Source organism: Helicobacter pylori HUP-B14 (assembly GCF_000259235.1).
GTDB classification, from domain to species: domain Bacteria; phylum Campylobacterota; class Campylobacteria; order Campylobacterales; family Helicobacteraceae; genus Helicobacter; species Helicobacter pylori_CU.
On record NC_017733.1, the window covers coordinates 371552 to 384617 of the forward strand.

The window sequence follows — 13066 nt, forward strand, 5'->3', positions numbered from 1 at the left end:
GAGATGGGATGAAAAAAATATGGCTTTTGGTGTGGGGCTTGTATTCTTGGGTGTTTTTGCATGCGATAGAAACGATAGAAAAAGCCCCTACAAATGTAGAGAATAGGGACAAAGCCCCCCATTTGTTGCTTTTAGCAGGGATTCAAGGCGATGAGCCTGGAGGGTTTAATGCAACTAATTTGTTTTTAATGCATTATAGCGTTTTAAAAGGCTTGGTGGAAGTGGTTCCCGTATTGAATAAGCCTTCCATGTTAAGAAATCATAGGGGCTTGTATGGGGATATGAACCGCAAATTTGCCACTTTAGACAAAAAAGACCCCGAATACCCCACTATCCAAGAAATCAAATCCTTGATTGCAAAACCCAGCGTGGATGCCGTCTTGCATTTGCATGATGGCGGTGGGTATTATCGCCCTATTTATATTGATGCGACGCTCAATCCTAAGCGTTGGGGGAATTGCTTTATTATTGATCAAGATGAAGTTAAAGGGGCGAAATTCCCTAATTTGCTTGCTTTTGCAAACAATACGATTGAGAGCATCAACGCCCATTTATTGCACCCTATTGAAAAATACCATTTAAAAAACACGCGCACCGCTCAAGGCGATACAGAAATGCAAAAAGCCCTAACTTTTTATGCGATCAATCAAAAAAAGAGCGCTTTTGCCAATGAAGCCAGCAAAGAACTCCCTTTAGCATCAAGGGTGTTTTACCATTTGCAAGCCATTGAGGGCTTACTCAATCAACTCAATATCCCTTTTAAGCGCGATTTTGAGCTTAACCCTAACAGCGTGCATGCCTTAATCAACGATAAAAGCTTGTGGGCAAAAATCAGCTCTCTGCCTAAAATGCCCCTTTTTAACTTACGCCCTAAACTCAATCATTTCCCTTTACCTAATAACACTAAAATCCCACAAATTCCCATAGAGAGCAACGCTTACATTGTGGGGCTAGTCAAAAATAAACAAGAAGTGTTTTTAAAATACGGCAACAAGCTCATGACACGATTATCGCCCTTTTATATAGAGTTTGATCATTCTTTAGAAGAAGTGAAAATGCAAATTGACAATAAGGATCAAATGGTTAAGATAGGGAGCGTAGTTGAAGTGAAAGAGAGTTTTTATATCCATGGCATGGATAATATCCGCGCGAATGTGATTGGCTTTAGCGTTTCTAATGAAAATAAGCCTAATGAAGCGGGTTATACGATTAGATTTAAAGATTTTCAAAAACGCTTTTCACTGGACAAGCAAGAAAGGATCTATCGCATAGAATTTTATAAAAACAACGCGTTTAGCGGGATGATCTTAGTGAAATTTGTGTAGGAATGGGTAAGCCTTACCAAAAGATCTCATAGCGTTTTAAGGCAACGCATGATATAACATGATAATCGCCAATAAAGGATAGTCATGCCATACATTAGAAATCTTTACTTATCATTACCTGACTTAACAAAGAGGCTATTTAAAATAAGCAACAGACTTTACAGCATGCGTTCATCTTGTTCTTTTTTAGCAAGGGAATATTGTGTTTTAGAAACAATGCATGAGGTAATCCAAAAGGGCATGGATAGCTTAACACAGCGATTAGACAATGACTTAAAAGATGGTAACTCCCGTATTCTTGTCCCTATTGAATACATAAGGGGCTTATGCCTTGTTGGCAATATGAAACCTGATGGAGCTATGCATGTTGTTTGTTAAAATCTGTGAACTTATTCGTTCGCAATGCAGAAGCAATCTGTCTCGTAATTCCCTTTTTTTTATTGGTGGTGTGATTAGCGGCTTGAACAAGCAAATTCGAAAGGAAAATGCGATAATTTCTTTCCCTTATTGTTATAATAAATCACCATTGAAAGGCGTAAAAACACCCAAGCAAACCCAAGAATTAAAAGACAACAACCCTTTTGAATGTTGCGGTTTTTAACCCGCTACTTCTATATCACACTACCTTTATTATATTACTTCTTGCCCCGCATCCAATAAAGCTTCCTTAATCAAATCCTGTGTCGCTGGAGTGTCAAATTCTACAACCACGCTCTTTTTTTCCACGCTCGCATCAATAAAGCTCACGCCTTCAATTTCGCCCACAAATTTTTCAATTTTATCCACGCAATGGCTGCAAGTAATGCTTGGCACTTGAAAAGTTACTTTCATTCAATGATCCTTAATTTTAAAATTCCTTAGCCTTTGGGCGTTTAAGACCACACTCACAGAGCTTAAACTCATCGCTAAACCCGCAATCGCCGGGCTTAACATGAGATTAGCCTTATAAAGAACCCCACAAGCTAAAGGGATAAACACGCTATTATAACAAAAAGCCCAAAACAAATTTTCTTTGATATTCTTAATGGTCGCCTGGCTTAATTTAATCGCGCTATAAACCGATTTAATGTCGTTATTAAAGCTCACAATATCCGCTGCTTGCACGCTCACATCGCTCCCTTTAGCCATCACCACCGCCACATCGCTCATAGCAAGACTAGGAGCGTCATTCAAGCCATCGCCCACCATCATAACGATCTGCCCTTTTTCCTTAAGCTCTTTGATCTTGTTGAGCTTGTCTTGTGGTTTAGCGTTGCTGATATAACCATCTATCCCTAATTCAAGCGCGCATTTTTGGACATTTTCTCTATTGTCCCCACTCAAAAGAAAAGTGTTAATGCCTAAATTTTTGATTTGAGCGACATGCTCTTTCACGCCTTTTTTGGGCAAATCTTCTAAAACAAACGCCCCTAAAAGCTCGTCTTCTTTTTCATTGATCATTCTACCCACAAACACTAAAATCCCGTTTTCTTTAATTTCTAGCGTGTTAATAGGGTTAAAAAACTCGCTGTTACCCACTTTAATGATCTCTTTAGCGCCTTGATAATCTACTTTAGCGCTGATGCCAAAACCCGTTTTCACTTTAACTCCACTCATTTCTTTTAAGGGAGCATCATGCTCTTTGGCGTATTCTACAATCCCCTTAGCAATGACATGTTCGCTGCTCTTTTCAATGCTGTTCGCCAAACTCAATAGCTCTAATAATTCTATGTTAGAATGGATGCTTTTAACGACAGGCTTGCCGTTAGTGAGCGTGCCGGTTTTATCAAAAACGATCGTATTAACTAGCCTTGCTTTTTCTAAACTTTTAGCGTCTTTAAAAAATAAGCCCAAAGAACTCGCTTTTTGGTTCGCTACTAAAATACTCATAGGCGTAGCCAACCCCAAAGCGCAAGGGCAAGAAATCACTAAAACCGATACAAACACTTCTAAAGCGATCCCAAAATTCCACCAAAAATCAGGCTTAGGCACGATGATGAGCCACACCACAAACGCTAAAACAGCGATAGCGATCACGCTTGGCACAAACACGCTTGAAACCTTATCCGCTAAGCGAGAAATCTCTGCCTTTGAGCTTTGAGCATTATGGATCATTTCTATAATTTGAGACAAAGTGCTGTTTTTGTTATTTTGCGTGGCTTTCATTAAAAAACTCGTGTTGCTATTGAGCGTCCCTGAAAAGACTTTATCGCCGACTTTTTTATAAACCGGCAACGCTTCACCGCTTAACATGCTCTCATCTAATTCCCCTTCGCCCTCTATGATTTCACCATCCACTGCAATCGCGCTTCCAGGGAGGACTTTTAGAATATCCCCCACCACAATGCTATCCACTAAAACTTCAATCTGTTGGTTATTGTGCATTTTAAGGGCGGTTTTTGGGGCGTTTTTCATCAAAGCTTGCATGGCGTCTAAGGCTTTGTCTTTAGAAACGTTTTCAATGCGTTTGCCTACCATCACAAACGTTAAAATCACGCACACGCTTTCAAAATAATAATGCCCATAAGACCACTGATTCGTATAAACGAAATACAATTGCCACAGGCTTGAAATTAAAGCAGCGCTTGTGCCTATGGCGATAAGGCTGCTCATGTTGGGTTGTCTGTGCCATAAGGCTTTAAACCCTTGAATGTAAAAATCCCTCCCCCAATGCATGACAATGAGCGTGCCTATAAGCTGTAAGCAAGCGTTTAAAAAATTACTATGGTTGTTAATCGTAAGCAAGCTTTCAGGTAAAAGGCTAGGACTAAGCATCGCTCCCATAGAAAGATACACCACAAAAAGCGTGAAAATAACCGCCAACGCTAATTTAACATTAGGGCTAAAAAATTCTTTTTTTTCTTTTGTGAGGGTTTTTTTAGGGCTGTAGCCCAATTTTTCAATGAGTTTAAAAATCTCGTCTAAATTGGTTTCATTTTCGTTAAATTCAATGTTAGCGCTCTTATTTAAAAGGTTCACTTCTATTTTTTTCACAAAACTTTTACGCCCTAAAGAGCGTTCAATCCCACTAGAACACGCCGTGCAAGTCATTCTCTCTATGTAAAAAGATTCTTTCATGCGCTTTTATTTTTATTAAAAATAATTTTTACCATTAAAAAGAACCATCGAATGATGCCATAAATCAAATACAGCCCCATAAACACGCTTAAAGCTTCTAAAGGGCGCACAAACACTAACGATAAAAAAATCAACACTAAGATGAAAAGCTTGAGATTCCATTTGACTTTTTTAAAATTAGGGTAGCGGATATTGCTCACCATAAGCACCCCCAACAAGACAATAAAGCTTAAAAATAACTTTTCGGTATTTCCTTCTAAAAAATGGTATTTGTTATCCAATAACACGCAAAGCACCACCAATACCGCCGCCGCAGGAATGGGGATACCGATAAAAGAATAGGGATCGCTTGTGTTGGTGCTGATATTGAATCGTGCTAATCGTATCGCTCCAAAAATCACAAACAACGCGCTCACTGCCATGCCTATGCGCCCGAAATTATACCCCACATAAAAGTAAGTGATAAGGCTTGGGGCGACTCCAAAAGCGATTACATCAGCTAAGGAGTCAAATTCAATACCAAACTTGCTGGTGGTGTTGGTAAGCCTTGCGACACGCCCATCAAGTCCGTCTAAAATAAGACTCGCTACCACTAACCAGCATGCCATGACAAATTGGTAACTGGAAGCGTAAAAAATACTCATCATGCCTAAAAAAATACTGCTAGCGGTGAAAAGATTGGGGAAAAGATAGAGAGGGTTAATAGGCATTAGAGATTCTTTTTAACTTGGCTTTTAGAATAGGAATAAAAACGATTTTAAAATCAATTATGGGAATAAAAATCTTACAAGTGCTAAAAAACGCACAAAAAAAGAGCGTTAGAGCAAACGCTTTATAACGCTGTTGGTAAGCATGAATTTTGAGAAAACAAAACCTAGAAAAAAGCTTTAAACAAACAGAATATTTATCATAAGGCTTTAAACCCTTATCAAAAATCTGTTTGTAAGCTCGCACTTTTAACTCGCTTGCTCTTCTAAAGGGATCAAACGGCTTTCTAAATTATTGGCGGCCTCGTATTCGCTGATGATTTCACGCACCCTCTCGCCTGTAATGACTTCTTTGTCAAACAATTCTTTGACCATGATTTCAATCGCTTCTCTATAGTCGCTCAAGGTTTGTTTGACATGTTTATATCGTTCTTCTAGCAAGTTTTTAATGAAAAGATCCATTTCTTCTGCGGTTTTTTCGCTAAATTCCCTACTGCTTCCATAACCGCCTCCTAAAAAGGCGTTCCGTTGCTTTTCTAACACCATAAGCCCACCGACGCTACTCATGCCGTAGTAGCTCACCATGCCTTTAATAATATCAGTCGCTCTTTCTAAATCGTTGCTCGCACCGGTAGAAATTTCTTCCAAAAAGACTTCTTCAGCCGCCCTCCCGCCTAAAAGCACATCAATTTCAGCGATGAGTTCGTGTTTTTGCATCAAGTATTTGTTTTCTTCAGGCGTGTTAAGGGTGTAGCCCAAAGCCGCCATACCCCTTGGAATGATAGAGACTTTATTCACTCTCGCACTCCCTTTAGTCATTTCAGAAATCACGGCATGCCCGCTTTCATGGTAGGCGACAATTTTCTTTTCCTTAGGGCTGATGCGCCTGCTTTTCTTTTCTAGCCCTGCAATCCCCCTTTCAACCGCTTCTTTTAAATGCTGTTGCCTGACTTCTTTTTGGTTGTTTCTTCCTGCTAAAAGCGCAGCCTCATTGATGATATTCGCTAAATCCGCTCCCGCAAGCCCTGCGGTGAGTTTGGCGACTTCTTGCAAATTCACATCGTTAGCGAGTTTCACGCCCTTAATATGCACTTTTAAGATTTCCACCCTGCCATTAAAATCAGGCTTATCCACTAAAACCTGCCTGTCAAAGCGCCCTGGACGCATTAACGCCGGGTCTAAGATTTCAGGGCGGTTCGTTGCGGCTAAGACAATCACAGGTGCATTTTCGCTCCCAAAGCCATCCATTTCGGCTAAGAGTTGGTTTAAGGTTTGCTCTCTTTCATCGTTCCCGCTCACCACGCCTCCAGCCGCTCTGCTCTTACCTATGGCATCAATTTCATCAATAAAAATGATGCTAGGGGCTTGTTTTTTAGCGGTTTCAAATAAATCCCTAACCCTGCTTGCCCCTAAGCCCACAAACATTTCAATGAAACTGCTCCCTCCCATAGAGAAAAACGGCACATGCGCTTCGCCGGCTACCGCTTTGGCTAAAAGGGTTTTACCGGTTCCTGGAGGCCCTACTAATAACACGCCTTTAGGGATTTTAGCCCCTAAATTGGCGTATCGTTCAGGGTATTTTAAGAAATCTACGATTTCTACCACTTCTTCTTTGGCTTCTTCATTGCCCGCCATGTCATTAAAACGCACATTGGGTTTTTCAGCGTTAATGAGTTTTTTCGCGCTCCCCATACCAAAAATACCCCCACCCATATTTTTTTGCATGCGGTTTGCCATAAACATCCATAGCCCTAAAATCACTAAAATAGGCATGAGCCACCCTAGCATGTCCGTAAAAAAGTTAGACTCGCTAAAACCAGAATAATTGATTTTTTTCTCGTCTAACAAAGGCACTAAGGTTAGATCAGGCACTCGTTTAGCGATATAAATCACACGATTGTTGCCCTCTTTATGGCTGGCTTTGATCAAAGTTTGACCGATACTCACATTTTCCACTTCATTATTGCTGATGAGCTGTTTGATTTCATGGTAGCTCACATTTTTAGTGCTAGAAGCTAAGAAATTGTCCGAAAAACTGCCATCAGAATTGAAAGAGCGCAGAAAAAAAATGAGTAAAATCCCTCCAAGAACCGCAAGGATAATGGGACTTTGAAAAAAAGGTTTTTTAGGTTCGTTCGTTGGTTTCATTATAATCCTTAATTTATTGGTTGTTTTTTAAGCAATTTTAGAGCGACCCATTCGTTACGCTGTCGCTGTTCTAAAACCTCAAATCCATTATAATAGATCTGTAAAACAGAGTTTAAATGGGTTTCTAAAATCCCTGATAAAATAAGAGTGTGGTTACAAAGCCGCACAAATTCACTATACAAACTCTTAATCACATCAGCGACAAGGTTCGCCACAATAACATCAAAACGCCCTTCAATTTTTTGCGTAGAGCCACAAATGACCTTATCTTGCGCTAATAGGGGTATTTGATTCAAGCTAAAATTTTTTAGGGTTTCTTCAACGGCTAAACTATCCGTATCGCAAGCTACTAAAGTGCTAACGCCTTGTTTTTTTAAAGCAATGCTTAAAATCCCGCTCCCACAGCCCACATCTAAAGCGTTTTTGCGTTTTAAATCAAGGTTAGAGAGCAATTCCAAACACATAGAAGTGCTTTCATGATGGCCTGATCCAAAGGCCAAAGCCGGATCGATCATTATGTAATCGTCTATAGCGGCATGGCTTGGTTTTTGATGCCAGCTAGGGTGTATGTAAAATTTGGCGCATTGCACCGGTAAAATAGCTTGTTTGTAGGCTTCTAGCCAATCTTTTGAAGCTAGATTGCGTGAAAGGTAGAAAAAATCAAACTCACTTTGCAGGTTTTGTTGTAAGCTCAAACAAAACGCTTCTAATGCTGGAATGAGCGAGTTATTCAAATTCTCTTCAAAGCGTAAAATAACGAAATTTTTGAGATGTGGGGGTTTTTCTTTTAAATCTTTCTTTAGGGGGTCATGAGTGGCGAAATAATGCCAATTGGATTGGCTTATAAACTCAATGGTTTCTTTATCGTCAAACGCTTTTAAATTCTCTAAGCTAGATTCTTCTAAGGCTAGATGCGTGGCGTCTAAAAGAAAGCTCTCAAAAAGCTCTCGCTCCTTAGGGAAGATAAAGAAAAACTCATAATACATTGGCTTTAACACTCAATCGTTTGTCCCTAAAACAACCTCTAATTTTTCTTTCAAAACCTGGGGGGTAAAAGGCTTCACAATGTAGTTGTTCACGCCCGCTTTCAAAGCCGTAATGACTTCAGCCTTACCGCCCTCTGTGGTGATCATAATAATAGGGATTTCTTTAAAACGGCTATCGGAGCGTACCTTTTTAACGAGATCCAAGCCGTTCATTTCAGGCATGTTCCAATCTGTGATAAGCACCTTAGTGTCCGCATTAGCGTCTAGTTTCTCCCAAGCTTCCACCCCATGCTCAGCTTCTAAAACATCTTCATAGCCTAAGCGTGAAAGTGTGTTTTTAATAATTCTTCTCATAGTTGAGCTATCATCTACTACCAGTAGTTTCAAAGCGCTTCTCCTTTAAGATTGCATTTAAATTAGGCTCTTTTTAAACAGCCAAAGCGTCTCTAACGCCTTATAATAATAAATCGTTCCAAATAATAGCATGTTTTGATTAAAATTACCTTGACCGACAATAATCATTGGCTAAATGGAGCGTTTAATGAGCGTTCTCATTTGTAAAAAAATTCAGTTTGTTTGCTATCATAATAGTTTAAAAGTAATAAAATAACTTTTGAGTGCGATAAAGGGTCATTGGATGGTTTGAAAAAAGAAAGACAAGGATTTTACAAGTAAGTGTATTATTTAAGAATTTTAATACTGGGTATAAGTTTTTTAAATATTTTAAATGCTGAAAATTTGAGTTACATGTCTTCTTCTTATCAAATAGGCACGGTGTTTATGCGCCCTTTAAACACTAACAAGCTTTTACAAGGGGCTTCAATCCTTCAAGGCTATGAAGTGAATCCTAAAAACGACTGGGCTTATTCTAGGTATTATTTCTTTATAGATTATGGTAATGTGCTTTTCAATAATGATTCCACTTTGCAAGCGAACATGTTCACTTATGGGGTGGGAGGGGATTTTATGGTCGCCTACGCTAAAAACCCTATCAACCGCTGGGCTTTTTTCTTTGGTTTGCAACTAGCGGCTAACACATGGATACTCAACAATAAAGTCAAAGATTTGGTGGTGAACACTTGGGATTCATTAAAAGATTTCAATTTTCACAACACTTATTTCAGGGCTATCGGTAAATTTGGGGTGCAGTTTCGCACGATCGTTTTGTATCATAAGGTGGATGTAGAAATTGGCATGAAAATCTTTCTAACCCCTGAAAGGCACAGCTTGTTTGAAAGGAGTTTTTTGTTTTTTATTTCGCATTCGTGGCATTTTTAAATGGCGGAGAGAGAGGGATTCGAACCCTCGAAGGCTTGCACCTTACACGCGTTCCAGGCGTGCTCCTTCAACCACTCGGACATCTCCCCTTAAAAAGGGCTTATTATAACTAAGGTTTGTTTAAAAAGGGCTTATTTTAAAAGGAGTGAATCTTTAGAAATGACGCCATCTATTTGATTTTTAGCGCAAATTTTCCATGACTCTGTATCGTTAAAATCCATAGAAAACAAGATTTTGCTATCTAACAAGTAATTAGTGGCGTGTTGTTGGGCGAGTATGGCTTGCTTAATATCCTTAAAAATACAATAGAGCGGTTTGAAAGCGTTGAATAAAAAAAAGGTGTTTGTCTCTATCTTGTGCGATAAAAAGATCACGCTAAAATTGACGCTATTTTTACAGCAATATTGGGCCAATTCCAAATTTTTTGGGTTTGCTTCAAAACACACTATATCGTTATTGGTGCTAGAATGAACGCCGTCGGTGTTTTTAATGAAAATAAAACGATCGCTAGGGATTAAAGGGTGTCCTAAAATAAGCATATTTACCCCTTATTATTCAAACAAGTTTCACTGCAATACGCCACCGCCCCGCTGTAAATAGCATCTTTGCTAGAGACATAGGTTTGGCATTTAGAGCATACAATCATGTGATCTTCTAATTCTTTGTGGGTTTGTTGCACATAAGAGTGGTTGTCTTTAAGGGGTTTTTGTCTCAAAAACAAACGCCATAAAACCCACACGATAATGAGTAGGGGGATTAAAATTCTTAACATAAACTTTCCTTTGATTTGTAAAAATAAACACGCTTTTGATGCATAAAGCATTCATTGTCTTTACAAGCGATTTCATCTTTTAACTGCTCGCCTTTATAGAATAAAAAATACCCCTTATCTTTTAGGAAGCGTTGGCTTTTTTCTATCAAAAAAGAAGAGCTAGCGACCGCTCTAGAAGTGATTAAATCCACTTGTAAAAGATTTTGATAATCTTCTAAACGCTTTTTAATGATTTCAATGTTTTTTAAAGGCAAAACGCTTTTAAGGTAATTTAAAAAAGCCGCTCTTTTTATTCTTGGCTCTAAAAGAATGAATTGTGTTTCCGGTTTTTCAAGGGCTAAAGGGATAGCAGGAAGTCCCGCCCCGCTCCCAATATCCAAGCAGCTTTTAAAATCTTTGATAAATTCTAAGGGCTTTAGAGCGTCTGTGATCTGGGGTTCTAACTCGCTTAAATTTCTCGCGCCGCTCAAGTTGTGCGTTTGATTCCATTCTAAAAGGATGCGCACATAATCTTGCAATAAGGGGTTCATAAAATCAGCATCCCATCGCCATAAGAATAAAAACGATACTTCTTTTCTATGGCTATTTTGTAGATTTCTTTGGTTTTTTCTAAGCCTATCATTGCGCTCACAAGCATTAAAAGGCTTGATTTGGGCAAATGGAAATTAGTGAGCAAATGATTAACATATTGAATAGGGTTAGCAAGATGCAAGAATATGTCGCATTCAAACGATTCTTGATTAGGGTTTTTTAAGCGTTTGAAGTATTCCACGCTCCTTAAAGCGGTCGTGCCGATGCATAAAATCTCTTGGGATTCTTGCAAAATTTCTTGGCTCTTTTTGGGAATGCGTAAAACTTCTGTATGGATTTGATGCTCTCTAATATCTTTAGTTTCTATGCCAAGAAAAGTCCCAGCCCCCACATGCAAGGTTAAAAAAGCGTGCTTGAAATCTTTCAATAATTTTTCTAAGGTATTTTGAGAAAAATGCAATGACGCTGTAGGGGCAGCCACCGCGCCAATGTGTTTAGCGAACACGCTCTGGTATTCATGCGCATCCAAACTTTCATCGGCTCTTTTAATATAAGGAGGTAAGGGCATATGCCCGTATTGCTCTAAAAACTTTAAGATATTTTCTTGATTTAAGGGGGTTTGATTGTCATAAAAAGCGATCAAGCGCTGGCCGTTATGAAGCAATTCCAAAACTTCAGCGTAATAATTTGCATCAAAAAAGATCTTATCCCCCACTTTGATCTTACCCTTGATTTGAGTTAAAGCGGTATTGTCTTTAAAAAAGCGGTGGAAAAACACTTCGGTCGTTTTTGATGGCAAAAAGGCATGCTTAGATCCAAAAAGCCTGGCCTTCATCACTTTAGTGTCGTTCAACACAATAAGGGCGTTTTTAGGGAAAAAATCTAAAACATGCTCAAAAGTGGTGTGCGTGATTGTTTGCGAACGCCTTTCATAGACGAGCAATTTAGCCTTTTCTTTGGGCAAAACGGGGTAGCTTGCGATCAATTCCTTAGGCAAACAATAATCATAGCTTTCTAAATCAAATTCTTTCAACTAATTCTCTTTGGTGTCATTTTCGTTGTTATTTTCGTTATCTTTGGGAGCCGGATTGACCATTTTGGCGATTAAAATAGAAAGCCCATAAAGCCCCACTAAGGGCAATGCCATAAAGATTTGACTCACCACATCAGGAGGAGTGATAATGGCTGCTACAATAAAAATCACTACAATAGCGTATTTGAAATACGCTTTCAAACTCGCATTGGTAATCAAGCCCACTTTAGCTAAAAAATACGCCAAAACAGGTAATTCAAACGCCACGCCAAAGCCTAAAATCAAGCGCGTGAAAAAGCTCACGTAACTGGACGCAGAAATATTGGCCGCAAAGACATCGCTCCCAAAAGTGGCCAAGTATTCAATGATGAAAGGGAACACCACATAATAAGAAAACGCTGCCCCAATCAAAAACATCCCACTCCCAAAAAACACAAAAGGCAAAATCACTTTTTTTTCATTCTTATAAAGCCCTGGAGCGATAAAAAGCCACAATTGCCAAAAAATAATGGGCATGGAAATGACGATAGCGGCTGAAAAACTGATTTTAACCGCTACCATGACCCCTTCAATAGGGGAGAGCTGAATGAGCGTGCCTTTATAAGAATTTTTAACAAATTCAAAAATATTTTTCCAAAAATGAAAGCACCCCAAAAACGCCACTAAAATCGTTCCTACAGAAACCATCAAACGCTTTCTTAATTCCTGTAAATGCGGTTTTAAATCTTCAAACATGCTTTTTTTCTTTGTCGTGTTCTTTAGGGTTGTTGGTTAATAATTCTGCTTTTTTGAGAGATTCATCGCTTGAAACTTCTTTATTTAAGGCTTCTTCATTGGAAACTTCTTCATTTAAATGGTTAGGGATTGTGTTGGTTTCTAAACTGCGTTTATAATCTTGCATCAAATCCTGAATGCTTTTAATCTCATTTTCTGCAGTTACTTTAGCGTCTTCTAATTCTTCAATCTTAACGCCCTTAAGACTCTCCACTTTGTTTTCAAAGAGTTTTTGATACTCTAGGGTTTCTTTTTTGATTTCTTCAATATTGATTTCTTTATCTAAAGTGTCCTTAGCGTCATTGAGCGTTTTTTTAACCGCGCGAAAAAATTTCACTATATCCACGACAGCTTGAGGGAATTTTTCTGGCCCTAAAAAAATAATCGCTACAACCAACACCACAAGGATTTCAAAAAAGCCCATGCCAAACATAATAATCTACTTTCACACCCTT

At 38.9% G+C, this 13066-nt stretch carries 16 protein-coding genes and 1 tRNA gene; 3 read left to right on the forward strand and 14 right to left on the reverse strand.

Annotated features, from left to right (window positions below; all coding sequences use genetic code 11):
* Positions 1–8 precede the first annotated feature (8 nt).
* Together csd4 and HPB14_RS01815 are read left to right on the forward strand one after the other, a co-directional pair.
* On the forward strand, positions 9–1325 hold the full coding sequence (csd4, locus tag HPB14_RS01810; RefSeq protein ID WP_000725483.1) for a DL-carboxypeptidase Csd4: 1317 nt from the start codon (positions 9–11) through the stop codon (positions 1323–1325).
* A gap of 84 nt (positions 1326–1409) precedes the next feature.
* Positions 1410–1703, forward strand: a complete 294-nt coding sequence (locus HPB14_RS01815) for a hypothetical protein (RefSeq protein ID WP_001146353.1) — start codon at positions 1410–1412, stop codon at positions 1701–1703.
* 252 nt (positions 1704–1955) lie between these two features.
* On the opposite strand, the gene copP is transcribed toward HPB14_RS01815, so the two are convergent.
* From copP to HPB14_RS01855, 7 genes are read right to left on the reverse strand one after another with little or no spacing between them, the layout of a single operon-like run.
* Positions 1956–2156 (reverse strand): copper-binding metallochaperone CopP, encoded by a 201-nt coding sequence (copP, locus tag HPB14_RS01825; RefSeq protein WP_000869077.1) that lies wholly within the window; start codon positions 2154–2156, stop codon positions 1956–1958.
* A complete protein-coding gene (gene copA, locus HPB14_RS01830; RefSeq protein ID WP_000665046.1) occupies positions 2157–4382 on the reverse strand; it encodes a copper-translocating P-type ATPase CopA in 2226 nt (741 codons plus the stop codon).
* Complete coding sequence (pssA, locus tag HPB14_RS01835; RefSeq protein WP_001122190.1) at positions 4379–5092, reverse strand: CDP-diacylglycerol--serine O-phosphatidyltransferase; 714 nt, start codon at positions 5090–5092, stop codon at positions 4379–4381. The genes copA and pssA overlap by 4 nt, the downstream gene beginning before the upstream one ends.
* A complete protein-coding gene (locus HPB14_RS01840) occupies positions 5082–5336 on the reverse strand; it encodes a hypothetical protein (RefSeq protein ID WP_001203127.1) in 255 nt (84 codons plus the stop codon). Before HPB14_RS01840 ends, pssA begins: the two co-directional genes overlap by 11 nt.
* A gap of 2 nt (positions 5337–5338) precedes the next feature.
* Positions 5339–7237 carry an ATP-dependent zinc metalloprotease FtsH gene (gene ftsH / locus HPB14_RS01845; protein ID WP_000805283.1) on the reverse strand — a complete coding sequence of 633 codons (1899 nt, stop codon included), beginning with the start codon at positions 7235–7237 and terminating at the stop codon, positions 5339–5341.
* Positions 7238–7245: 8 nt separating this feature from the next.
* Positions 7246–8223, reverse strand: a complete 978-nt coding sequence (gene prmA, locus HPB14_RS01850) for a 50S ribosomal protein L11 methyltransferase (protein ID WP_195182601.1) — start codon at positions 8221–8223, stop codon at positions 7246–7248.
* Between the two features lie 12 nt (positions 8224–8235).
* A complete protein-coding gene (locus HPB14_RS01855; RefSeq protein ID WP_000772151.1) occupies positions 8236–8610 on the reverse strand; it encodes a chemotaxis response regulator CheY in 375 nt (124 codons plus the stop codon).
* Between the two features lie 288 nt (positions 8611–8898).
* On the opposite strand from HPB14_RS01855, the gene HPB14_RS01860 reads away from it, so the two are divergent.
* Positions 8899–9501 carry an outer membrane protein gene (locus HPB14_RS01860; RefSeq protein WP_000291619.1) on the forward strand — a complete coding sequence of 201 codons (603 nt, stop codon included), beginning with the start codon at positions 8899–8901 and terminating at the stop codon, positions 9499–9501.
* Between the two features lies 1 nt (position 9502).
* On the opposite strand, the gene HPB14_RS01865 is transcribed toward HPB14_RS01860, so the two are convergent.
* The 7 genes from HPB14_RS01865 to tatB form a co-directional block, all read right to left on the reverse strand.
* Positions 9503–9590: transfer RNA gene (locus HPB14_RS01865), tRNA-Ser, on the reverse strand.
* Between the two features lie 42 nt (positions 9591–9632).
* Positions 9633–10040 carry a hypothetical protein gene (locus HPB14_RS01870; RefSeq protein WP_000906090.1) on the reverse strand — a complete coding sequence of 136 codons (408 nt, stop codon included), beginning with the start codon at positions 10038–10040 and terminating at the stop codon, positions 9633–9635.
* Between the two features lie 2 nt (positions 10041–10042).
* A complete protein-coding gene (locus HPB14_RS01875; protein ID WP_000944430.1) occupies positions 10043–10273 on the reverse strand; it encodes a PP0621 family protein in 231 nt (76 codons plus the stop codon).
* A complete protein-coding gene (gene rsmG / locus HPB14_RS01880) occupies positions 10267–10803 on the reverse strand; it encodes a 16S rRNA (guanine(527)-N(7))-methyltransferase RsmG (protein WP_001068891.1) in 537 nt (178 codons plus the stop codon). Before rsmG ends, HPB14_RS01875 begins: the two co-directional genes overlap by 7 nt.
* Positions 10800–11837, reverse strand: a complete 1038-nt coding sequence (gene queA, locus HPB14_RS01885; RefSeq protein WP_000657311.1) for a tRNA preQ1(34) S-adenosylmethionine ribosyltransferase-isomerase QueA — start codon at positions 11835–11837, stop codon at positions 10800–10802. The genes rsmG and queA overlap by 4 nt, the downstream gene beginning before the upstream one ends.
* Complete coding sequence (gene tatC, locus HPB14_RS01890; RefSeq protein ID WP_000461208.1) at positions 11838–12572, reverse strand: twin-arginine translocase subunit TatC; 735 nt, start codon at positions 12570–12572, stop codon at positions 11838–11840.
* Entirely contained in the window at positions 12565–13044 is a 480-nt protein-coding gene (tatB, locus tag HPB14_RS01895; RefSeq protein ID WP_000467574.1) for a Sec-independent protein translocase protein TatB, read from the reverse strand. Before tatB ends, tatC begins: the two co-directional genes overlap by 8 nt.
* Between the last annotated feature and the right edge of the window lie 22 nt (positions 13045–13066).

Excerpts from the sequence above, each read along its gene's own strand:
- csd4 (WP_000725483.1), top strand. The coding sequence starts at position 9 with ATGAAAAAAATATGGCTTTTGGTGTGGGGCTTGTATTCTTGGGTGTTT.
- HPB14_RS01815 (WP_001146353.1), top strand. The coding sequence starts at position 1,410 with ATGCCATACATTAGAAATCTTTACTTATCATTACCTGACTTAACAAAG.
- copP (WP_000869077.1), bottom strand. The coding sequence starts at position 2,156 with ATGAAAGTAACTTTTCAAGTGCCAAGCATTACTTGCAGCCATTGCGTG.
- copA (WP_000665046.1), bottom strand. The coding sequence starts at position 4,382 with ATGAAAGAATCTTTTTACATAGAGAGAATGACTTGCACGGCGTGTTCT.
- pssA (WP_001122190.1), bottom strand. The coding sequence starts at position 5,092 with ATGCCTATTAACCCTCTCTATCTTTTCCCCAATCTTTTCACCGCTAGC.
- ftsH (WP_000805283.1), bottom strand. The coding sequence starts at position 7,237 with ATGAAACCAACGAACGAACCTAAAAAACCTTTTTTTCAAAGTCCCATT.
- prmA (WP_195182601.1), bottom strand. The coding sequence starts at position 8,223 with ATGTATTATGAGTTTTTCTTTATCTTCCCTAAGGAGCGAGAGCTTTTT.
- HPB14_RS01870 (WP_000906090.1), bottom strand. The coding sequence starts at position 10,040 with ATGCTTATTTTAGGACACCCTTTAATCCCTAGCGATCGTTTTATTTTC.
- HPB14_RS01875 (WP_000944430.1), bottom strand. The coding sequence starts at position 10,273 with ATGTTAAGAATTTTAATCCCCCTACTCATTATCGTGTGGGTTTTATGG.
- rsmG (WP_001068891.1), bottom strand. The coding sequence starts at position 10,803 with ATGAACCCCTTATTGCAAGATTATGTGCGCATCCTTTTAGAATGGAAT.
- tatC (WP_000461208.1), bottom strand. The coding sequence starts at position 12,572 with ATGTTTGAAGATTTAAAACCGCATTTACAGGAATTAAGAAAGCGTTTG.
- tatB (WP_000467574.1), bottom strand. The coding sequence starts at position 13,044 with ATGTTTGGCATGGGCTTTTTTGAAATCCTTGTGGTGTTGGTTGTAGCG.